Origin of the sequence: Burkholderia catarinensis, assembly GCF_001883705.2 — a bacterium.
GTDB lineage: Bacteria > Pseudomonadota > Gammaproteobacteria > Burkholderiales > Burkholderiaceae > Burkholderia > Burkholderia catarinensis.
Window position 1 is genome coordinate 47,842 of record NZ_MDEQ02000005.1, and the last position, 19,890, is coordinate 67,731.

At 68.1% G+C, this 19,890-nt stretch carries 17 protein-coding genes; 8 read left to right on the forward strand and 9 right to left on the reverse strand.

The window, feature by feature from the left end:
• Positions 1 to 215: 215 nt before the first annotated feature.
• Entirely contained in the window at positions 216 to 2,192 is a 1,977-nt protein-coding gene (gene ftsH / locus BFF94_RS09330) for an ATP-dependent zinc metalloprotease FtsH (RefSeq protein WP_128849937.1), read from the reverse strand.
• A 403-nt stretch (positions 2,193 to 2,595) separates the two neighbouring features.
• Here ftsH and BFF94_RS09335 point away from each other — a divergent pair, with 403 nt between their 5' ends.
• Entirely contained in the window at positions 2,596 to 4,260 is a 1,665-nt protein-coding gene (locus BFF94_RS09335; protein WP_128849935.1) for an acid phosphatase, read from the forward strand.
• A 100-nt stretch (positions 4,261 to 4,360) separates the two neighbouring features.
• Here the strand turns inward: BFF94_RS09335 and BFF94_RS09340 are convergent, their stop codons facing one another.
• Together BFF94_RS09340 and BFF94_RS09345 are read right to left on the reverse strand one after the other, a co-directional pair.
• Entirely contained in the window at positions 4,361 to 5,857 is a 1,497-nt protein-coding gene (locus tag BFF94_RS09340) for an FAD-dependent oxidoreductase (protein ID WP_219139237.1), read from the reverse strand.
• 327 nt (positions 5,858 to 6,184) lie between these two features.
• Complete coding sequence (locus BFF94_RS09345; RefSeq protein ID WP_006483048.1) at positions 6,185 to 6,394, reverse strand: hypothetical protein; 210 nt, start codon at positions 6,392 to 6,394, stop codon at positions 6,185 to 6,187.
• Positions 6,395 to 6,854: 460 nt separating this feature from the next.
• Between BFF94_RS09345 and BFF94_RS09350 the strand changes: the two genes are divergently transcribed.
• The 5 genes from BFF94_RS09350 to BFF94_RS09370 all read left to right on the forward strand — a co-directional run bounded on the left by BFF94_RS09350 (position 6,855) and on the right by BFF94_RS09370 (position 10,787).
• Complete coding sequence (locus BFF94_RS09350; RefSeq protein ID WP_128847101.1) at positions 6,855 to 7,271, forward strand: nuclear transport factor 2 family protein; 417 nt, start codon at positions 6,855 to 6,857, stop codon at positions 7,269 to 7,271.
• A 3-nt stretch (positions 7,272 to 7,274) separates the two neighbouring features.
• Positions 7,275 to 8,132: an SDR family NAD(P)-dependent oxidoreductase gene (locus BFF94_RS09355; protein ID WP_128847098.1), complete on the forward strand. Its 858-nt coding sequence runs from the start codon at positions 7,275 to 7,277 to the stop codon at positions 8,130 to 8,132.
• Positions 8,133 to 8,172: 40 nt separating this feature from the next.
• Positions 8,173 to 8,931, forward strand: a complete 759-nt coding sequence (locus BFF94_RS09360; RefSeq protein ID WP_128847096.1) for an SDR family oxidoreductase — start codon at positions 8,173 to 8,175, stop codon at positions 8,929 to 8,931.
• Positions 8,932 to 8,968: 37 nt separating this feature from the next.
• A complete protein-coding gene (locus BFF94_RS09365) occupies positions 8,969 to 9,805 on the forward strand; it encodes an SDR family NAD(P)-dependent oxidoreductase (RefSeq protein WP_246637260.1) in 837 nt (278 codons plus the stop codon).
• Positions 9,806 to 9,878: 73 nt separating this feature from the next.
• The gene (locus tag BFF94_RS09370) at positions 9,879 to 10,787 is read left to right on the forward strand and encodes an NAD-dependent epimerase/dehydratase family protein (protein WP_128841666.1); all 909 of its coding nucleotides are present in this window, start codon (positions 9,879 to 9,881) and stop codon (positions 10,785 to 10,787) included.
• A gap of 135 nt (positions 10,788 to 10,922) precedes the next feature.
• On the opposite strand, the gene BFF94_RS09375 is transcribed toward BFF94_RS09370, so the two are convergent.
• From BFF94_RS09375 to BFF94_RS09400, 6 genes are all read right to left on the reverse strand, one after another.
• Positions 10,923 to 12,524 carry a glycoside hydrolase 5 family protein gene (locus BFF94_RS09375; RefSeq protein ID WP_128841680.1) on the reverse strand — a complete coding sequence of 534 codons (1,602 nt, stop codon included), beginning with the start codon at positions 12,522 to 12,524 and terminating at the stop codon, positions 10,923 to 10,925.
• Between the two features lie 373 nt (positions 12,525 to 12,897).
• The gene (locus BFF94_RS09380) at positions 12,898 to 14,763 is read right to left on the reverse strand and encodes a phosphoenolpyruvate carboxykinase (GTP) (RefSeq protein ID WP_128841667.1); all 1,866 of its coding nucleotides are present in this window, start codon (positions 14,761 to 14,763) and stop codon (positions 12,898 to 12,900) included.
• 525 nt (positions 14,764 to 15,288) lie between these two features.
• Positions 15,289 to 16,065: an SDR family NAD(P)-dependent oxidoreductase gene (locus BFF94_RS09385; RefSeq protein ID WP_128841669.1), complete on the reverse strand. Its 777-nt coding sequence runs from the start codon at positions 16,063 to 16,065 to the stop codon at positions 15,289 to 15,291.
• Between the two features lie 110 nt (positions 16,066 to 16,175).
• Entirely contained in the window at positions 16,176 to 16,931 is a 756-nt protein-coding gene (locus BFF94_RS09390) for an SDR family NAD(P)-dependent oxidoreductase (RefSeq protein ID WP_219139238.1), read from the reverse strand.
• 9 nt (positions 16,932 to 16,940) lie between these two features.
• Positions 16,941 to 17,807 carry an SDR family NAD(P)-dependent oxidoreductase gene (locus BFF94_RS09395; protein ID WP_219139239.1) on the reverse strand — a complete coding sequence of 289 codons (867 nt, stop codon included), beginning with the start codon at positions 17,805 to 17,807 and terminating at the stop codon, positions 16,941 to 16,943.
• A gap of 50 nt (positions 17,808 to 17,857) precedes the next feature.
• On the reverse strand, positions 17,858 to 18,358 hold the full coding sequence (locus BFF94_RS09400; RefSeq protein ID WP_128841671.1) for a nuclear transport factor 2 family protein: 501 nt from the start codon (positions 18,356 to 18,358) through the stop codon (positions 17,858 to 17,860).
• 212 nt (positions 18,359 to 18,570) lie between these two features.
• On the opposite strand from BFF94_RS09400, the gene BFF94_RS09405 reads away from it, so the two are divergent.
• Complete coding sequence (locus BFF94_RS09405) at positions 18,571 to 19,083, forward strand: nuclear transport factor 2 family protein (RefSeq protein ID WP_128841672.1); 513 nt, start codon at positions 18,571 to 18,573, stop codon at positions 19,081 to 19,083.
• Between the two features lie 50 nt (positions 19,084 to 19,133).
• Complete coding sequence (locus tag BFF94_RS09410) at positions 19,134 to 19,850, forward strand: EthD domain-containing protein (RefSeq protein ID WP_128841673.1); 717 nt, start codon at positions 19,134 to 19,136, stop codon at positions 19,848 to 19,850.
• Positions 19,851 to 19,890: the final 40 nt, after the last annotated feature.

Here is a 19,890-nt window from a genome sequence, read left to right on the forward strand (position 1 = left end):
CGAAATCGGCATGCCCGCGCGGATACGCCCGGTCACCACGCAATACGCATCGAACTGATCGAGCACGCGCGTCGCCGCCGCGAGATCGGCCCACGCCCGGCCCACGCCCAGCCGATAGACAGCCGCACGGCGATCGCGCCCACCCGCACTCTGCCCGCTTCGTTCCGCTCCATGTCGACGTCGATATGCGCGCCGATCGCGGCTTCGCCGCGCGTTCAGCGATCGGGTTCGCGCGGCGTCCCGTACGCGACGAAATCGCGCTCGACTGCGGATGCCTGCTCCGTGTCGATCGCGCCGCCGCGCGCGCCGGCTTCGTCATCGGGCGCCGCCGTCGTGGCGGACGACGGCTCGATGCGCCCGTCGATCAGCGCCTGCAGCGCCTCGCGTTCGAGCACCTCGCATTGCAGCAGCCGTCGCGCGATGCGTTCGAGCGCATCGCGGCGCTCGCCGAGCGTCGCCGCGACCCGCGCATGCGCGTCGGCCAGCAGCGTGCGCACCTCGTCGTCGATCATCCGCGCGGTGTGCTCGCTGCAGCGCCCGTCGCCCGCATGCCATGCGCCGGGCATGCCCTGGCGCGCATCGCCGTCATCGAACGTCGCGAGCCCGATCTTCTCGCTCATCCCGTACTGCATGACCATGTGGCGCGCCATCGCGGTCGCGCGTTCGAGATCGTTCTGCGCACCCGTCGACACGTCGCCGAACACGAGCTCTTCCGCGACGCGCCCGCCGAGCAGCGCGTCGATCCGGTCGAGCAGCTCGCTTCTGCGCAGCACGTAGCGATCCTCGGTCGGCACCTGCTGCGTATAGCCGAGCGCGGCGACGCCGCGCGGAATGATCGACACCTTCTTCACCGGATCGCAATGCGCGCGGCTTTCCGCGACGAGCGCGTGGCCGGCTTCGTGATACGCGATGGTCAGCTTCTCCTGCGCGTTCATCACGCGGCTCTTGCGCTCGAGGCCCGTCAATGCACGGTCGATCGCCTCGTCGAAGTCGGTCATGTCGATCGCCGGCTTGCCGAGTTCGGCCGCATGCAGCGCGGCCTCGTTGACGACGTTCGCGAGATCGGCGCCGACGAAGCCCGGCGTGCGCGACGCGAGTTCGCCGAGATCGACGTCGGCCGCGAGCTTCACGCTCTTCACGTGCACGCCGAAAATCTGCCGGCGGCCGTTCACGTCGGGCCGGTCGATCGCGATGTGGCGATCGAAGCGGCCCGGCCGCAGCAGCGCGGGATCGAGGATCTCGGGCCGGTTCGTCGCGGCCATGATGATCACGCCGGAGCCGGCCTGGAAGCCATCCATCTCGACGAGCAACTGGTTCAGCGTCTGCTCGCGTTCGTCGTTGCCCGACATCGGGCCGACGCCGCGCACCTTGCCGAGCGCATCGAGCTCGTCGACGAACACGATGCACGGCGCCTTCTGCTGCGCCTGCTCGAACAGGTCGCGCACACGTGCCGCGCCGACGCCGACGAACATCTCGACGAACGCCGAGCCGCTGATCGAGAAGAACGGCACGGCCGCCTCGCCGGCCACCGCGCGCGCGAGCAGCGTCTTGCCCGTGCCCGGCGCGCCGACGACGAGCACGCCCTTCGGAATCTTGCCGCCGAGCCGCTGGTAGCGGTCGGGGTTGCGCAGGAACGCGACGAGCTGCTGCAGCTCGGCCTTCGCTTCGTCGATGCCCGCGATGTCGTCGAACGTGATGCCGGTTTCCTGCTGCACGTACACACGTGCCCGGCTCTTGCCCATCCCGGTGAAATCCTGCAGCCCGCCGCGCTTGCGCAGCATCATGTTCCAGATGAACACGAACAGCATGAGCGGCAGCAGCCACGACGCGAGCGACGCGATCCAGCCCGTGTCGGGCGTGCCGTGATAGCGGATGCCGGCGGCGGTCAGCGTATCGGTCAGGTGCTCGTCGGTCACGCGGTTGGTCGTGAAGCGCCACGGCGCGCCGGTCTGCTGCACGACCGCGGCTTCGGACGCCGGCAGCAGCGGGCCGGCCTGCGGCATCTTCAGCGTGCCCGTGATCGACGTGGGGCCGACCTCGAGATCGTCGACGAGCCGCGCGGCGACGAGCCGATGGAAATCGCTGTATGCGATCGGCGTCGACGATGGGTGCAGCATCAGCAACTGCGCGGCGAACAGCACGAAGAAGCCCGCCGCGATCAGCAATCCCGGGTAGTCGAATTTCTTGTCCATGGCATCGGCGGCCAGGCTGAAGCGGCATTCATCCGCGCCATCGTCGCCTCCCGTTATCGCCTCGTTTCGTCGCATCGATGACGCCGCGACGACGCCGTCGGCCGGCGCCGCCGGGCGGTCCTCGCCCGGGCGACACGCCGCGACGCATCGCCCCTGAATCCAGTCTAGTTCGCGCGCGAGCGTCTCGCATCGCCCGCGGTGCGAGTCGAATCGTCCGACAAACACCTTTCATCGGCACCCGTCGTCGCGTTATAGTCGCGTTTATGACATTTGTATGACATTCGCATCGCGCCCGCATGGGCGCCACGCCGGCCGCTGCTTTCCTGTCACGCGTCGCGGCAGCCCGAGCGGCGCCGCTGCGCAGAACGATATTGCCCATCCGCCCATTCGAGGAGCACACGACGTGACCGACACCCCCGATCGCCCCGACGACCTTCCCGCCGATCCCGACCGCCGCCGCGTGCTCGGCGGCCTCGCCGCGCTCGGTGCGGGTGTCGCGCTCGGCGGCTGCGAAACCACGGCCGACAGCGCGCCGCGTTCCGCCGCCGACCTGCGCGTCGACGAAGCGTTGCGCCGGCGCGTGCGCCACATCGTCGTGATCTATGCGGAAAACCGCAGCTTCGCGAACCTGTACGGCGATTTCCCCGGCGTGCGCCATCCGCTGAGCGAGGTGCGGCCCGAGCATGCGCGGCAGCTCGATCGCGACGGCAAGACGCCGCTGCCCGTGCTGCCGAAGATCTGGGGCGGGCTCGTGCCGCAGGCGCAGGAAGTGGACGGCAAGCGCTACGCGATCGCCGAGCGCGACCTCGACAAGCTGCCGAACGCGCCGTTCCGGATCGCCGACGCGCACGGCAAGCCATTGCCGAACGCCGTGATCACGCGCGACCTGTGGCACCGCTTCTACCAGAACCAGATGCAGATCGCGGCCGGCCGCAACGACCAGTTCGCCGCGTGGGCCGATTCGGGCGGCCTCGTGATGGGCCATTACCGCAATTCGGCCGATACGCTGCGGCTGTGGAATCTCGCGCGGCAATACACGCTGTGCGACAACTTCTTCATGGCGGCCTTCGGCGGATCGTGGCTGAACCACATGTTCCTGATTTCCGCGCAGCCGCCGCTGTATCCGGACGCGCACAAGCATCCGCACGCGGCGAAGCTGCTGTCGAAGGTCGAAGGCGACGATCCGGCCGGCACGCGCCTGAAGCTCGCCGACGATTCGCCCGCATCCGCGCTCGACGGCCCGCCGAAGTTCGCGGTCGACGGCCCGCTGACGCCCGACGGCTACGGCGTGAACACGATGGCGCCGCCGTACCAGCCGAGCTATGTGCCGCCGCCCGACCCGGGCAACGCCGCGTATGCGGACCCGGCCGACCATCGCGTGATCCCGCCGCAGGGCTATGCGACGATCGGCGACCGCCTGTCGGAAAAGAACGTCGACTGGGCGTGGTACAGCGGCGCATGGCAGTACGCGCTCGAGCATCGCGACACGGGCACCGTGCCCGATTTCCAGTACCACCACCAGCCGTTCAACTACTTCGCGAACTACGCGCCGGGCACCGACGCACGCCGCAAACACCTGCGCGACGCCGGGCTCGGCGACGAGCCGTCGACCAACCGCTTCATCGCCGACATCGACGCGGGCCGCCTGCCGGCCGTCACGTTCTACAAGCCGCAGGGCAACCTGAACATGCACGCGGGCTACGCGGACATCGAATCGGGCGATCGCCACATCGCGAACGTGATCGAGCGCATCCGGCGTGGGCCTCATTGGGAAAACACCGTGATCGTGATGACGCACGACGAGAACGGCGGCTGGTGGGATCACGTCGCGCCGCCGGCCGGCGACCGCTGGGGCCCCGGCTCGCGGATTCCGGCGCTCGTGATCTCGCCGTTCGCGAAGAAGGGCTTCGTCGATCACACGCTGTACGACACCAACTCGATCCTGCGCTTCATCAGCCGCGTGCACGGCCTCGCGCCGCTCGACGGCGTGGTCGTGCGCGACAAGGCGTTCGCCTCGCGCGGCGCGACGCCGCCGGGCGATCTGACGAACGCGCTCGATCTCGGCTAGCGGCCGGTTGGGCGCTTGGTTAAGCGATTAGCCGCTTGAAACGACGACGCCCCGGGCAACGCGATTGCCCGGGGCGTCGTTCATTTCAGGCCACGCGACCTTACGCAGCGCTGCGCAATGCGTCGCGCACCGCCTGCGCGGCGTGACGGCCTGCCTGCCGGCCGAAGAACGTCGCGTCGGCCAGCGACAGCCCCGAGCTGTACCCGGCGCCCCAGCGCGGCAGCCCGCACGTCGTGCGGCCGGCCGCATAGAGCCCCGGCACCGGCGCGCGCGCCGCATCGAGCACCTGCCCGGTCGGCAGCGTGTCGAGCCCGCCGAGCGTGAAGTGCGGATAGAACGCGTAGTCGATCCGGCAATCGAGCGCGACGAACGGTGGCTCGATCAGCGGCTGCAGCCACTTCTTCGCCTTGTGGAACAGCGGATCGGCGCCTTCGGCCGCATGGCGGTTGTAGACGTCGACGGTCGCCGTCAGCGTGCCGGCCGGCATCTGCAGGTCGCGCTCGACTTCGTCCCACGTTTCGCCGGCCGCCGCGATGCCGATCCGCGCGATCGCGGGCGGCTCCTGGTACGTCGCATGGTCGACGAGCAGGTAGATCCGGTCGTCGGCCTGGTGGAACGCATGGTGGCCCGTGCGGCCGTGATAGCCGTCCTCGTTGATGAAGCGCTGCCCGCGCGCGTTCACGAAGATCCCCTTGATCAGCGCTTCGGGCGCGTAGAACGGCAGGCTCACGAAACCCTGGTCCATGTGGATCGCCGCGCCGCCCGCGCTCTGGCCGAGCAGGATGCCCGAGCCGTCGTCGCCGGGGCTGCCGATCGGTTCGTCCGAGCGCAGGAACTGCGGCGCATGCCGGCGCACCATGTCGCGGTTCATCGCGAAGCCGCCCGCGCACAGGATCACCGCGCGGCGCGCCCGCACGAACACCGTCTCGCCATACGCGCGCAGCACGACGCCGCGCACCGCGCCGCCGTCGTCGACGATCAGCGCGAGCGCGCGCGTGTCGTAGCGCGTCACGACGCCGAGCGCGGCCACGCGTTCGGCCAATACGCGCATCAGCATCTGCCCGCCGCCCCAGCCCGGCCATTGCGGCGTGTGGCCGCGCGGGCACGGCTTCGCGGCCTCACTGAACGGCCAGGCTTCCTCGCTGCCCGACCAGATCAGGCAATCGTCGGTTTCCGGTTCGACGATCCGCTCGGCGACGAACGTGTTCTTGTAGGTCAGGCCCTGCGCGACGAGCCAGTCGTGGTGCGCAAGGCTTTCGTTCGCGTAGAGACGCACCTTCGACTCGTCGGCGTCGCGGCCGCCGGCAAGCATCAGGTAGCGGTACAGGTCCTCAGTGTCGTCGGTGAAGCCGGCCTGCTTCTGTGCGGGCGTGCCGCCGCTGCCGCCGAGGTAGATCTCGCCGCCCGATAGCGCGCTCGTGCCGCCGTAGCTCGATGCGCGCTCGACGATCAGCGTGTCGGCGCCGGCGCTCGCGGCTTCGATCGCCGCGCACGCGCCGGCCGCACCGAAGCCGACGATCACGACATCGTGTTCGGCATCCCAGCGATGCACGTCGCGGATGTTCAGGGGGTGGGTCAGGGAATAGTCTGATGACATGAGGAATGGATCGGCGTAATGGGAATCTGCGGGAATTTGCGGAAATTTGCGGGAAACCACGGTCGTGGCGGCAGCCTGCCGGGCACAAGAACCGGCTCGCAGCCGCGGGGTCGATACGAACACGCGGCAGTGCGAACGCACGTCACGGGCGGCGTCTTGCGCGGTGGACCCGGTAGAAATCGAACGGCCGTCGAACAGCATGAAGCCGAACCGGCAGCGCGATCCGGTGCACCACGCAACGATCGAGTCGTGGCCTCGGCGAATGCGGCCCCTGCGACGTCGCGCCGCGCCGGCTTGCGCCCTGCGCGGCCCGCAGCCGCGCCGGCGTCACATGCCGCGCAATGCGGCGAAACCGAAGTGCGACGGGTCGATCGGCACGCAACCGGTCGGCAGGCCGTTCGGATCGACCGAGCGGCATTGCAGGATGCCGGCCGCATACGGCGGCGACGGGACCTCGTCGGCTCCGTATCGCGCCATCGCCATGGCAGCGAACGTGCCCATCGCCAATACGCACAGCTTGCGAGTCGTCAGTCTCATGATCGTCGTCCCCTCCGGTTGACCGCTGGTGCGGTTCGTGTCCGGCGCGCATCGCCTGCGGCACCGGATGACTGCACGGTAGCCAGCGCCCGGCCGCCGGCCATCGTCCGTTTCGACTAGGGACAAACGCTGAGCAAACGGCGCAAGCCATCCTGCACCGCAACATCGCGAGCGGCGGATTTGCCTGCGTGGATGAAACGCGCTACGTCGCGCGCCTTTCGCGGCCGGTCACGCCAATCATCAGACGCATGCCGTGCCTCGGCCGCTGCGTCGCACCATCGACGCGCCGTCGTGCACCGTGCGGCCGCCGGCACCGGTGTTTTCCCCGAGCCTCGCCCTGCTCCGTATGGATGATGAATCTCGATCGGTCCGATGCGAACCTGCGCATCGACGTCGCAATGCCGTCGCGCCCGGATTCGCGGCGCGGCCGACTCTTTCCGTTCTTCCACGGGAGCACCGCATGACCGATCCGAATCCCCGCCACGCGCTGTATGAACTTGCGTGCCGCTACGCACAAGCCGTCGACCGGCGCGACTGGCCACGACTGACCGCCCTCTTTACCCCCGACGCAACCCTGGCCGGCCCCGGCTTCCGCTTCGACGACCGCGATGCGATCGTCGCCGGCATGCGCGTGATCGAGCGCTACGAAGCGACCCAGCATCACGTGCACAACCAGCTCGTCACGCTCGACGGCGGCGAGGCCGACGTCGAGACCTATGGCGTCGCCTGCCACGTCTACGTGCGCGACGGCGTGAAACGCAAGCTCGACTGGGGGCTGCGCTACCGCGACCGCTGCGTGTTCGACGGCGGCACGTGGCGCTTCGCCGCGCGCACGCTGCACGTCGACTGGGCGCAAGACCTGCCGCTGGAGGGCTGAACGATGCGTACGTCCCTTCCCCTCGATGGTCGCACCGCGCTCGTGACGGGCGGCGCCGGCGGCATCGGTGCGGCCTGCGCGCGTGCGCTCGTCACCGACGGAGCGGCCGTCGTGCTGATGGGCCGGCGCCGCGACGCGCTCGAACGCACCCAACGGCAACTGACCGACGCGGTGCCCGGCAGCCGCGTCGCGATCCATGCGGGCGACGCGTGCGACGAAGCCGACCTGCAGGCCGCGCTCGATCGCGCATGGGCGCTGGACAATCGCCTCGACATCGTCGTGCCGACCGTCGGCGGCGCCGGCTTCCGGCCGCTGCTGATGCACGACGCCGACAGCTTCCGCGCGGAAATCGACCTGAACCTGCACAGTGCGTTCGCCGCGATCCGGCATGCGGCGCCGCGGCTCGCCGACAGCGGCGGCGGCGCGATCGTCTGCATCTCGTCGACCGCCGCGCGGATCAATTTCCGCTGGCTGTCCGCGTACTGCACCGCGAAGGCCGCGCTCGAAGCGCTCGTGCGCGGCGCGGCCGAGGAGCTGGCCGGCGCGCAGATCCGCGTGAACGCGGTGCGCCCGGGCCTCACGCGCTCCGAGGCGACTGCGCCGATGTTCGACAACCGCGCGCTGGTCGACGGCTTTCTCGAACAGATCCCGCTCGGCACGCTCGGCGAACCGGAAGCGATCGCACACGCGGTGCGCTATCTCGCGGGCCCCGAGTCGGGCTGGGTGACCGGCCAGAGCTTCGCGGTCGACGGCGGCCACGAACTGCGCACGAACCCGCGCGTCGACGACACGATCGCGCAGATCTACGGCACGGCCGCTTTGGATGCGATCAAGGCCGGCCGCGCGCCGGGCGCCGCATGAGCGCCCGCCTTCTTTCAACCACAACGGAAAACGACCGACCATGAATCGAGTCGCAAACAAGGTCGCGCTGGTCACCGGCGCGGCAAGCGGCGTCGGCCGCGCGGACGCGCTGCTGCTGGCCGCCGAAGGCGCGCGCGTCGTGCTGACCGACATCGACGAGGATGCGGGCCGTGCGCTCGCGCGCGAGATCGGCGACGCGGCGCTGTTCGTGCGCCACGACATCGCCGATGAAGCCGGCTGGCAGCACGCGATCGCATCGACGCTCGAGCGCTTCGGCCGTCTCGACGTGCTCGTCAACAACGCGGCGATCTGCCCGGTCGGCTCGATCGAGGACACGAGCCTCGACACGTGGCGGCGCGTGATGCGCACCAACGCCGACGGCTATTTCCTCGGCTGCAAGTACGCGATCGGCGCGATGAAGGGCAACGACACGCCGGGCTCGATCGTGATGATGTCGTCGGTCGCCGCGCTCGGCGGGCTGCCGATGATGTGCGCGTATACCGGGTCGAAAGGCGCGGTGACGGCGCTTGCGCGCAGCGTCGCCGTGCACTGCAAGCGCAGCGGCTACCGGATCCGCTGCAACTCGATCCATCCGGACGGGATCTGGACGCCGATGACGCAGGCGCTGATGCCCGACCTCGACCCGGCCGCGCTCGGCATCGGCAGCGATCCGATGGCGCGCATGTGTGATCCGCGGGACGTCGCGAATCTCGTGCTGTTCCTCGCGTCCGACGAATCGCGTTTCGTGAACGGCGCGGAACTGCGGATCGACAACGCACAACTGGTGTCGTCGCTGTGACGCGGCTTGACGCTTTCCCGTTCCAAGGAGTGATCTGATGATTTCATTCACCGGCAAGACCGTGCTGGTCACCGGCGGCGGCGCGGGCATCGGCCGTGCATGCGCGGAAGCATTCGGCGCGGCCGGCGCGCGCGTCGCCGTGGCCGAGATCGACGCGGCCCGCGCGCAGGACGTGCGTCACGCGCTCGAAGCGGCGGGCGTCGACGCGCTCGTCGGCACCGTCGACGTCACGCGCCGCGACGAGGTCGATGCGTTCGCGCGCACGGTCGACGCGCGCTTCGGCGGCGTCGACGTGCTGGTCAACAACGTCGGCGATTTCCTGCAGATCGCGAAGCCGTTCGACGACTGCACCGACGACGACATCGCGCGGCTGTTCGACGTGAACCTGCGCCAGGTATTCATCGTCACGCGCGCGATGCTGCCGTTGCTGCGCAAGCGCGGCGCGGGCAGCAGCATCGTCGGCGTGTCGTCGATCGAGGGCTTCCGCGCGATCCCGAACTGCACCGTGTATGCGTCGTTCAAGGCCGCGCTCACCGGCTTCACGAAAAGCCTCGCGCTCGAACTCGGGCCGGCCGGCATTCGCGTGAACCAGATTGCGCCCGAGACCACCGAGACGCCGCAGGTGCCCGTCAGCGCGATGGTCGCGGCCGAGCACCACGGCCATATCCCGCGCTGGATTCCGCTCGGGCGCTTCGGTGCGGCCGGCGATATCGCGGGCGCCGCGCTGTTCCTCGCGAGCCCGCTCGCCGCGTGGGTCACCGGCACGACGCTGCACGTCGACGGCGGTGCGCTCGCGGCGGCCGGCTGGTATCGCGATCCGAACGGCTTCTGGACCAACCTGCCCGTCGTCACGGGCAACGGCTTCAATTTCTGAGCGACGACCGCACGCATCTGCGGATTCGCTTGTTCATTTCACGCGGCGCGCCTGCGCCGCGACCGGAGACACCATGAAGATCCTGATCGTCGGCGGCACCGGCCTCATCGGCGGCCATGCCGCGCTGCACCTGCACGCGCAGGGCAACCACGTCACGCTCGCCGCGCGCAAGCCGCCCGCGGCCGGCAGCGCGCTCGCGCGGTTCGACGTGCTGCTGCGCGACTACGTGGCCGGCAATGTCACGCGCGACGATCTCGCGCCGTTCGATGCGGTGGTGTTCGCGGCCGGCAACGACATCCGCCACCTGCCGCCCGGCACCGACGAAGCCGCGCACTGGGAGCGCGCGAACGTCGACGCGGTGCCGCGCTTCTTCGCGCTCGCGCGCGATGCGGGCGTGAAGCGCGCGGTGCTGGTCGGCAGCTTCTATCCGCAGGTCGCGCCGGCGCTCGTCGACACGGTGCCGTACGTGCGCTCGCGCCATCTCGCCGACGAACGCGTGCGCGCGCTCGCGACGCCGTCGTTCGCGGTGTGCAGCGTCAATGCGCCGTTCGTGGTCGGGTCGGTGCCGGGGCTGCGCAACGAGATGTTCGCCGCGTACACAGGCTATGCGCTGGGCCGGCTCGCGGGGCTGCCCGTGTTCGGGCCGGCCGGCGGCAGCAACTTCATCTCGACGCAATCGCTGTCGGAAGCGATCTGGGGCGCACTGCAGCGCGGCGAAGCGGGCAAGGCCTACCTCGTCGGCGACGAGAACCTCAGCTTCGCCGACTACTTCGCGGCGTTCTTCCGCGCGGCCGGCAACCCGCGGGACGTGCCGTCGCTCGACCAGGAGCATCCGCTGCTGCCCGACATCGCGATCTACACGGGGCGCGGCAACGTGGTGTCGTACGAGCCCGATCCGGCGGATATCGCGCTGCTGCGCTACCGGCGCGGCGACGTGCAGCGCGCTGTTGATGAAGTTGTTGCGCATTGTCGCGCGCAGTGAGCGAACGGAGAGTGTGTGGTTTCGATGCAAAAACGTCCCGCCGCCGGCCACGAATGCCGGCGGCGGGACGTCGGGGGGTGTCTCCGAGCCTGTAGATACTCGGCGAGTACGACGTCGCAGTCGGTTTCAATGCATTTACTTGCCCAAGGCGTTGAACCAACCCGGACCGATCGGTGCATAACCCGCGGTGCCCGCGGCCGCGGCTCGTGCATTGATACCGAAATCCGGCCACGCGGGATAGTACGGACTCGATTGCGCCTGAGACGTACCTGCTATCTTTGCGACGCCGGGCGTACCCGTCGAGCCGGTCGTCGAACCGAGTGCGACGATTCCGAAATACGGCTCATAGATGTTCGTGCTGTTCGGCAACGACAGCGCCATGTCCGAATAGCAGTACGCATATACCGGACCGTATGCGCCCTTCGGTTGCTGCGCGATCCATGCCATCAGCGCGCGATATTCACGCGCCTGGTTGGCTTGCGTCAGGAATGGCGCATTCTGCATGGTCCGGAAATTGGCGTTCGTGTATTGCGTCGATGAACCGCCAAGTTGCCCGGTGAAGTTGGTCGCACCGTCCGTACCGGTTGTGGGCGCACCGAACTCGGTGAGCGCAATCGCCTTTGCGCCGTCGCCCGCCGCGTTCATCTGATCGCGCAAGCTCGTCCCGGTGTAGCTCGAAAACGTGTTGCCGCTGCTCGACGGCCACGCATACGACGGTGACGGGAAGGTATGCCACATCATGTTGAATGCATTCGAGTATTGCGGATACGTGGTGTTGAGCGTCGTACTCGGGCATTGGTCCGGAGCCGATTGCCAGTCGTCGGAATAGCAATACGGGTGATGGGCAAGTGCATCGAAATACCCGTGCGCGCCGCTCGCGTACATCACGGCCAGCCAGTCGCGCGGATCCCACTGCGTAGGCGCGGGATAATTCGGATTAGTCGAATTGACGAGCCCTGCCACACCATTCGAAGGCAGCGCGCCGCTCGTGTTGTTCGGATACGTCGTGCAGGCCGCGCTGCCGCCCGCATACACGTAGGCACCCGGATTCGCCTGCTTGATCGCCGGGTAGACGCTCTTCAGGATCTGCGTATACAGCACTGGATCGTGAGGCATGAAATCGATGCCGCAGTTCGGCTCGTTCCAGATTTCCCATGCATCGACCTCGCCGCCGTAACTGTCGCTACCGTAATGCTTGGCTGCGGCCCGCGCAAAATTGGTGTAGAACGCCGGATCCGGCGCGCACAGCCAGGATGAAACCCCGTTCGCTTGCTGATAGCTGCTCGAGCACTTCGAACTGGCAGCCCACGGCGGTGTCAGCAAGATCAGACCCAGCACACGCAGGCCATTGTTGCGAGCCGCACGAATGACCGTATCCGTCACGCCCCAGTTCAATCCGCTGCTGGCCCCCGGATTGGGATCATTGACGTCGATCGTGGTTTGGGATGGTTGAATGCGCGCCCAGTTGATATCGATCCGGACCCAGCGGGCATTCGTCGCCGCGAGGCCAGCCATGTAGTTGTTGATGGCTTGCGTGGGGTCGCTTGCGTTGCGGTTGATGATGTCGTTGATTTCGCTGCCCAGGTTGATCGCGGGCACGGGCGTATTGGTCTGGCCGATTGCGGATTGGCCCGCCAACAGCGCAGCGATGAACGCGGCCCACCTCAAACCGGCCCGAGCGGACGATAGCGCACCGCCAGTTGCGCTCGATAGCCATCTCATTGTTCTTGAAATCATCAAGGCTCCCTGTGAGTTTGTATCAAGGTGCCGGCAACTTCACTGCCGAATTCACGGGCAAGGATACTGTGCCCGATACGATAGCCGCCCCTGCCCGCGAGTCCACGGCCTGTATCGCTTGCGATCCGACAAGACTGGCCGGCTACCCAACGAGCACAACCGGTTTCGATTTTCCCGAACCTGCCAGCACGCAACCGTGCGGTATCGCACTCATCCATCTGACGGATGTTGCCGATACCACTACCACCCCGCCCGTCACGGCAGACGAGGCTACTGAAGTGCGCATCGTGCGGCACCAAGATGCAAAAACGTCCCGCCGCCGGCCACGAATGCCGGCGGCGGGACGTCGGGACAACTCCGCCGATGCGGATCGTCAGCCGTCGATACGCTGCTCGATCTTCTTCATCGTGTCGGTCATCTCGGCCGGCAGGCGCAGCTTCAGCATCTCGAACAGCTCCGCATGCAGTTTCAGCTCGTCGCGCCATTCGTCGGCGTTCATCGACGTCACCGCGTCGAACTGATCGCGCGTGAAATCGAGGCCGTCCCAGTGCAGGTCCTCGTACGCGGGCGACACGCCGAACGCATGCTCGCTGCCGCCGCCGGTGCCTTCCAGACGATCGAGCATCCACTTCAGCACGCGCATGTTCTCGCCGAAGCCCGGCCACACGAACTTGCCGTTCGCATCCTTGCGGAACCAGTTCACGCAATAGATCTTCGGCAGTTTGGCGCCCGCGCCTTCGAGCTGCTTGCCGAGCTTCAGCCAGTGCGCGAAATAATCGCTGACGTTATAGCCGCAGAACGGCAGCATCGCGAACGGATCGCGGCGCACGATGCCCTGCTGGCCGACTGCGGCCGCGGTCGTCTCCGAGCCCATCGTCGCGGCCATGTACACGCCTTCGACCCAATCGCGCGCCTCGGTCACGAGCGGCACCGTCGTCGAGCGGCGGCCGCCGAAGATGAACGCGTCGATCGGCACGCCGGCCGGGTTCTCCCAGTCGCCGTCGATCGACGGGCACTGCGCGGCCGGCGCCGTGAAGCGCGAATTCGGATGCGCGGCCTTGCGGCCGGTTTCCTTGCCAATCTCGGGCGTCCACGGATTGCCCTGCCAGTCGGTCAGCTTTGCGGGCGGCGTGTCGGTCAGCCCTTCCCACCACACGTCGCCGTCTTCCGTCAGCGCGACGTTCGTGAAGATCACGTTTTCCTTCAGCGTCGAGATCGCATTCGGGTTGGTCTTCACGCCGGTGCCCGGTGCGACGCCGAAGAAGCCGGCTTCCGGGTTGATCGCATACAGGCGGCCGTCGCGGCCCGGTTTCAGCCACGCGATGTCGTCGCCGATGGTCGTGACCTTCCAGCCGTCGAAGCCCTGCGGCGGAATCAGCATCGCGAAGTTGGTCTTGCCGCACGCGGACGGGAACGCAGCCGCGACGTGATACGTCTTGCCGGCCGGCGACGTCACGCCGAGGATCAGCATGTGCTCGGCGAGCCAGCCCTGGTCGCGGCCCATCGTCGACGCGATGCGCAGCGCGAAGCACTTCTTGCCGAGCAGCGCGTTGCCGCCGTAGCCGGAACCGAAGCTCCAGATCTCGCGCGTCTCGGGAAAGTGCACGATGTACTTGACCGGATTGCACGGCCACGGCACGTCCTGCTGGCCCGCTTCGAGCGGATGGCCGACGCTGTGCACGCACGGCACGAACTCGCCGTCCTCGCCGAGCACGTCGTACACGTCGCGGCCCATGCGCGTCATGATCCGCATGTTCACCGCCACGTACGGGCTGTCGGACAATTCGACGCCGACGTGCGCGATCGGCGAGCCGAGCGGGCCCATCGAAAACGGCACGACGTACAGCGTGCGGCCGCGCATCGAGCCGCGGAACAGCCCGTTGAGCGTCTCGCGCATTTCGGCGGGCTCGACCCAGTTGTTGGTCGGGCCGACGTCGTCGCGCGATGCCGCGCAGATGAACGTACGATCCTCCACACGCGCGACGTCGGACGGATCGGATTGTGCGAGATACGAGTTCGGGCGCTTCGCCGGGTTCAGGCGCGTGAGCGTGCCCTGGTCGACCATCGCCTGGCACAGCGCGTCGTTTTCTTCCTGCGAACCGTCACACCACACGACGCGCTCGGGCTCCGTGAGCGCCGCGATGCGCGACACCCAGTCGATCAGCTTGCGATGTTTGACGAAAGCCGGCGGAGCGATCAGCGGGCCGTGTGTTGCTGCGGCCAGAGTGTTTTGCGACATGAGGATGTCTCCAGATTATTGGGCGGGGATGGGGGATGCGGGGTGAGCCCGCCAGATGGGAAATGCGATTGGAGCGCAGGGGGCGGCGGCGCGCAGGACGGGACACGCGAGCGGAGCGCGTGTCGATGCCGCGATGCGAGCGAGAGAAGGTGATGTCTCTTTGGAAGATGCGAACGCGAGTTTCGCCATACAAGCAACCTGCCGTACAACTCCATGCCGGCCAGCATACCATCGCCGTTATTGGGCGGGCGTTGCGTTGCAACAAGAAACAAGTGTGACAGCGGGCCGGCACGGCGGTTGCCCGCCGATTATTTTTACGGCGCCGTTGCGCGCGCTTTGGGGACGAAACGGCCGGGACGTCCGCCCGGCAAGGGTTTCGCGCGCGCGGCAATTTCGGGCCGCCGCTGCCGCGTGGCGACAATGCGAACGCGGGCGGCGCGTATTCGTGTTTTCGCTACTCAGGCAAACCCTGAATTAGGTTGCGGACACAAACATCCGGCTCGGGCGCTTGACGATCGTCCCCGCTCAAAACGGCGCGCCCGGCAATCCGGGGTAATACGCGCCCGCCGCCATCCCGCCGTCGACGGCCAGTTCGGCGCCGTTGCAGTACGACGCTTCGTCGCTCGCGAGGAACAGCGTCGCGCGCGCGACCTCGTCGGGCAGGCCGACACGCTGCAACGGCACGTTCGCGTAGTGCTTGTTGATTTCCTCGAGCGGCGCGCCGGTCGGGTTCGACATCGCGGTATTCACGCCGCCCGGATGGATCGAATTCACGCGCACGCCCTGATGGCCGAGTTCGAGCGCCGCGACCTTCGTCAGCCCGCGCACGCCCCACTTGCTCGACACGTACGCGGCCAGCGCGTTCACGCCGCGCAGCCCGTCCACCGAAGAGATGTTGACGATCGACCCGCGCTTCTGCGCGATCATGTGCGGCGCGATCGTGCGGATACCGACGAACGTGCCGACGAGGTTGATCGACACCGCGCGTTCGAAATCGCGTTTCGACAGCTCGGTGATGCCGCCGAACGTCAGCACGGCCGCGTTGTTGACGAGCACGTCGATACGGCCGAACTGCTCGACCGTCGCTTCGGTCACGCGCACCCAGCTCGCCTCGTCGGCCACATCGAGCCGCATGAAGCGCGCCGCGCTGCCGAGCTCGCGCGCGAGCGCTTCGCCTTCCGCGTCGAGCACGTCGCCGATCACGACACGCGCGCCCGCTTCGACGAACAGCCTGCACGTCGCCGCGCCCATGCCGCGGGCGCCGCCCGTGACGATCGCTACCCTTCCTTCCAGTCGACCCATGTCGTCCTCTCTTCGATTCCGGTTTGCCGGCTGCCACGCGCACGCATGCCCGTGCTTGCCGGACCCATGACCGGCACGCGGCACGCGCCGCGCGCCTTCGGTGCCTGCCGTCAGCCCCAGTACGCCTGCCCGCCGTCGAGCGGCAGCGTCGCGCCCGTCAGGTACGCGGCATCGCGGCTCGCGAGAAACACGATCGCGCGCCCGATGTCGTGCTCGCAGTCGCCCACGCGGCCGAGCGGAATCGTGCGGAAGAACGCCGCGGCTTCCTGCGGATTCGCATCGACCCAGCCTTTCAGGCCCGGCGACAACGCATGCGGCGCGACCGCGTTCACGCGGATGCCGTCCGCGCCCCATTCGCAGGCGGCCGCGCGCGTCAATGCACGAATCGCCTCCTTCGTCGCCGCGTATGCGCCGTAACCCGACGCATCCCAGCGCACCGCGGCCGACGACGCGAAATTGACGATCACGCCGTCGCCCTTCAGATGCGAATGGCACGCGCGCATCATTCGCAGCGTCGCGATCGGCCCCGATTCGAGCCCGGCGAGAAAATCCGCGTCGGTCACGTCGAGCAGGCGGCCGAGCGGTACGACCTGCGCGTTGTTGATCAGGATCTGCACGCCACCGAATCGCTCGACGACGGCATCGACGCACTGTGCGATCTGCGCGGCGTCCATCACGTCGCACATGAACGGCTCCGCGATGCCGCCGCGCGCACGGATCGCGTCGCAGGTCGCGAGCAGCTTGTCGCGGGTACGACCGGCCACCGCGACCTGCGCGCCTTCGGCCGCGAGCGCATGCGCGACGCCCTGGCCGACGCCCTGCCCCGCGCCCGTCACGAGCGCGACCTTGCCCTTCAGGATGCCCATGCGCGCTCCTCAGGCGACGATCGCCGGATGGGCCTGCACGGGCCCGCCCAGCAGCTCGCGGTACGACGGCGGCTGCTTGCCGTCGAGATCGGCGATGCCGTACTGCAGCGCGGCTTCCGCGCCGACGAGCACCTGCCCCGACAGCGCCATGCGCTGCGGATCGCCGTGGATCGCGTGAATCACGCGGCCCGTGAACTCCGGGCTTTCGGCGACGAGCGAGAACTCCTTGTAGAGGTCCGGATGCTCTTCCCACACCCGTGTCGTGCGCTCGGTGCGCAACGGGCCCATCCAGATCGACACGGCCGCGACATCGAACGGCTTCAGGTCGACGGCCATGTCCTTCGCGAACTTGTCGACGCCGGATTTCTGCGCGCCGTACGCCGCGCCGTGCATGTAGCAGCTCGCGCCGAACGACGACGTGAACGCGATCAGCCCGCTGCGGCGCTTCGCCATCAGCGGCGCCGCGTGCCAGCTCGCGACATACGCCGAGCGCAGCCCGACGTCGAGGATGTTCACGAGATCGAGCGGCTTCTCCCAGAACGGGCCCGGCAGGATCAACTGGTCGTGCAGGCAGGTCGCGTTGTTGACGAGGATGTCGAGCCGCCCGCTGTCGCGTTCGACGCGCTCGAACAGCGCCTTGACCTGCGCGTCGTCCGCGTGGTCGCACGCCACCGCGATCCCGCGGCCGCCGAGCGCATCGATCTCGCGCGCGGTCCCGTGAATCGTGCCGGGCAGCGGCGCATCGCCTTCTTGCTGCGAACGGCCCGTCACGTAGACGGTCATGCCGGCCGCGCCGAGCGCGCGCGCGATGCCCTTGCCCGCGCCGCGCGATGCGCCCGTCACGACGGCGACCGGCGCATCGTGGTTCTGTGTCATGTTCGATGTCTCCTGTGGAAGGTGCGCCACGCACGTGGCGCTGGCGTGCATCAGGCAGCCGGCGGCTGCGCGCCGGCGAACAGCACGCCCGGCGCGTCGCCTTCATAGCGGGCCGACAACGTCGACGTGACGACGCAGCGCGTGCCCGCGATCCTCCATTCGCCGTCGACCTTCCGGTATTCGTCGTCGTAATACGCGCCGAGCTGCGTGAGCGTGCGCGCGTTCGTGTCGATCATCTGATAGTGCAGGCCCCACGTGCCGCGCGCATGCGTGTCGTCGAGCACGGCGATGTCGGGATTCACGCCGTGGTGCATCTCGACGATGTGCGGATGGCAGCCGAGTTGCTCGAACACGTCGACGAGCGCGTCGCGCGTGTCGAACGTGCCGATCCGGCCGTAGTCGATGGGCACGCGGCCGGCCACGAAGCAGTCGCGCATCCCTTGCGGATCCTTGCGGTCGCAGCACGTGAAATAGCGCGCCTTCAGGCGGCGGATCGCATCGGCGTCCTCCAGCCTGCGTACGCGCGTTTCCAGCGATTCGATGAGAGTCATTCCGTCTCCTTGGTCGGTGCCGGCGCGGTTCGAAGGCCGCGTCGATGCCACGTTACCGCCGCGCGATGCGCCGGCCATCACCCGTTCGGATGAAATCGGCGAATCGCGCAGGCGGCGTCGCGGGCATGCGCGCCCGGCGTTCGTCCGAACAGACGATGTGACGCAGGCAGCTTCGTTCCTACCATCGAACGACACCACCACGAGACACGGCGATGGACGACACGACCCGCACGCTCCATGAATACGAGCAGATCCGACAGTTGAAGTACCGGTATTTCCGCGCGATCGACACGCACGACTGGGCGCTGCTCGCGGATTGCCTGACCGAGGACTGTGAGGCGCGGCTGTACGGCGGACGCTATGCGTACGACGGCCGCGACGCGTTCGTATCGAGCCTGCGCGAGCTGATCGGCAAGCCGACCTTCCTGACGATGCATCACGGCCATCACCCGGAGCTCACGCTGGTCTCGGCCGATCACGCATGCGGCGTGTGGTTTCTCGAGGATCACGCGATCAATCTGGAGGACAACTACCTGCTGCACGGCACCGCGTTCTACGACGACCAGTACGTGAAGCGCGACGGCGTGTGGCGCATTCACGCGACGCGCCACGAGCGGCTGTTCGAAACCGTCACGTCGCCGATCCCGCCGTCGTTCACGCTGACCGCGAACCGGTTCGCGCCGGGCGCGCACCGGGCGGCCGGATCGACGGCCGCCGTTTCTTGAACCCCGGCGGCAGCGCCGCCGATCCCGTCATTCCCCCTGGAGCCGGAACAATGGAGAAAGTCATTTACGTGTTGTGGCGCGATGCGCAGGCCGCGCTCGATCAGTGGAGCCGCACGGTGCGCGCGCAGCTCGCCGACACGCTGCTGTCGCTCGGCGCGCACGGCGTGCAGGTGAACCTCGCCGATGCCGAGGTCGCGCCGGCCGCCGGCCTGAAGCAGACCAACACGCACCCGGGCATCGACGGGATCGTCGCGGTGTGGGTCGACAGCGCCAACGCGATGTTCCGCCAGCCGTTCGACGATGCGGTGCGCGCGGTGGTCCCGCACATGGCCGCGTATCTCGTCACCGAGTCGCAGCCGATTCCGAACACGCGCTTCCCGGCGCGGCCGGGCGAGCGCACGACCGGCTTCTCGCAGCTCGCGTTCCTGAAACGGCCGCCGCGCCTCACGCACGAAGCGTGGCTCGACGTCTGGCACGGCCATCACACGCGCGTCGCGATCGATACGCAGGACAACTTCCTGTACGTGCAGAACGTGGTCGTGCGCGCGCTCACGCATGCGGCGCCCGGTTACGACGCGATCGTCGAGGAGTGCTTTCCCGCTGCGGCGATGACCGATCCGCACGCGTTCTTCGATGCGCTCGGCGACGACGAGAAATTCCAGCGCAACGTGGCCGAAATGATGGATAGCTGCGCGCGCTTCATCGATTTCGACAAGATCGACGTGGTGCCGACGAGCCAGTACGTCGTGAAGGCCGTGCGCGGGTAAGCCGCCGCGATCGCGCGGACGAAAAAAAACGCCAACCCGC

Excerpts from the sequence above, each read along its gene's own strand:
- ftsH (WP_128849937.1), bottom strand. The coding sequence starts at position 2,192 with ATGGACAAGAAATTCGACTACCCGGGATTGCTGATCGCGGCGGGCTTC.
- BFF94_RS09340 (WP_219139237.1), bottom strand. The coding sequence starts at position 5,857 with ATGTCATCAGACTATTCCCTGACCCACCCCCTGAACATCCGCGACGTG.
- BFF94_RS09345 (WP_006483048.1), bottom strand. The coding sequence starts at position 6,394 with ATGAGACTGACGACTCGCAAGCTGTGCGTATTGGCGATGGGCACGTTC.
- BFF94_RS09350 (WP_128847101.1), top strand. The coding sequence starts at position 6,855 with ATGACCGATCCGAATCCCCGCCACGCGCTGTATGAACTTGCGTGCCGC.
- BFF94_RS09355 (WP_128847098.1), top strand. The coding sequence starts at position 7,275 with ATGCGTACGTCCCTTCCCCTCGATGGTCGCACCGCGCTCGTGACGGGC.
- BFF94_RS09360 (WP_128847096.1), top strand. The coding sequence starts at position 8,173 with ATGAATCGAGTCGCAAACAAGGTCGCGCTGGTCACCGGCGCGGCAAGC.
- BFF94_RS09365 (WP_246637260.1), top strand. The coding sequence starts at position 8,969 with ATGATTTCATTCACCGGCAAGACCGTGCTGGTCACCGGCGGCGGCGCG.
- BFF94_RS09370 (WP_128841666.1), top strand. The coding sequence starts at position 9,879 with ATGAAGATCCTGATCGTCGGCGGCACCGGCCTCATCGGCGGCCATGCC.
- BFF94_RS09375 (WP_128841680.1), bottom strand. The coding sequence starts at position 12,524 with ATGATTTCAAGAACAATGAGATGGCTATCGAGCGCAACTGGCGGTGCG.
- BFF94_RS09380 (WP_128841667.1), bottom strand. The coding sequence starts at position 14,763 with ATGTCGCAAAACACTCTGGCCGCAGCAACACACGGCCCGCTGATCGCT.
- BFF94_RS09385 (WP_128841669.1), bottom strand. The coding sequence starts at position 16,065 with ATGGGTCGACTGGAAGGAAGGGTAGCGATCGTCACGGGCGGCGCCCGC.
- BFF94_RS09390 (WP_219139238.1), bottom strand. The coding sequence starts at position 16,931 with ATGGGCATCCTGAAGGGCAAGGTCGCGCTCGTGACGGGCGCGGGGCAG.
- BFF94_RS09395 (WP_219139239.1), bottom strand. The coding sequence starts at position 17,807 with ATGACACAGAACCACGATGCGCCGGTCGCCGTCGTGACGGGCGCATCG.
- BFF94_RS09400 (WP_128841671.1), bottom strand. The coding sequence starts at position 18,358 with ATGACTCTCATCGAATCGCTGGAAACGCGCGTACGCAGGCTGGAGGAC.
- BFF94_RS09405 (WP_128841672.1), top strand. The coding sequence starts at position 18,571 with ATGGACGACACGACCCGCACGCTCCATGAATACGAGCAGATCCGACAG.
- BFF94_RS09410 (WP_128841673.1), top strand. The coding sequence starts at position 19,134 with ATGGAGAAAGTCATTTACGTGTTGTGGCGCGATGCGCAGGCCGCGCTC.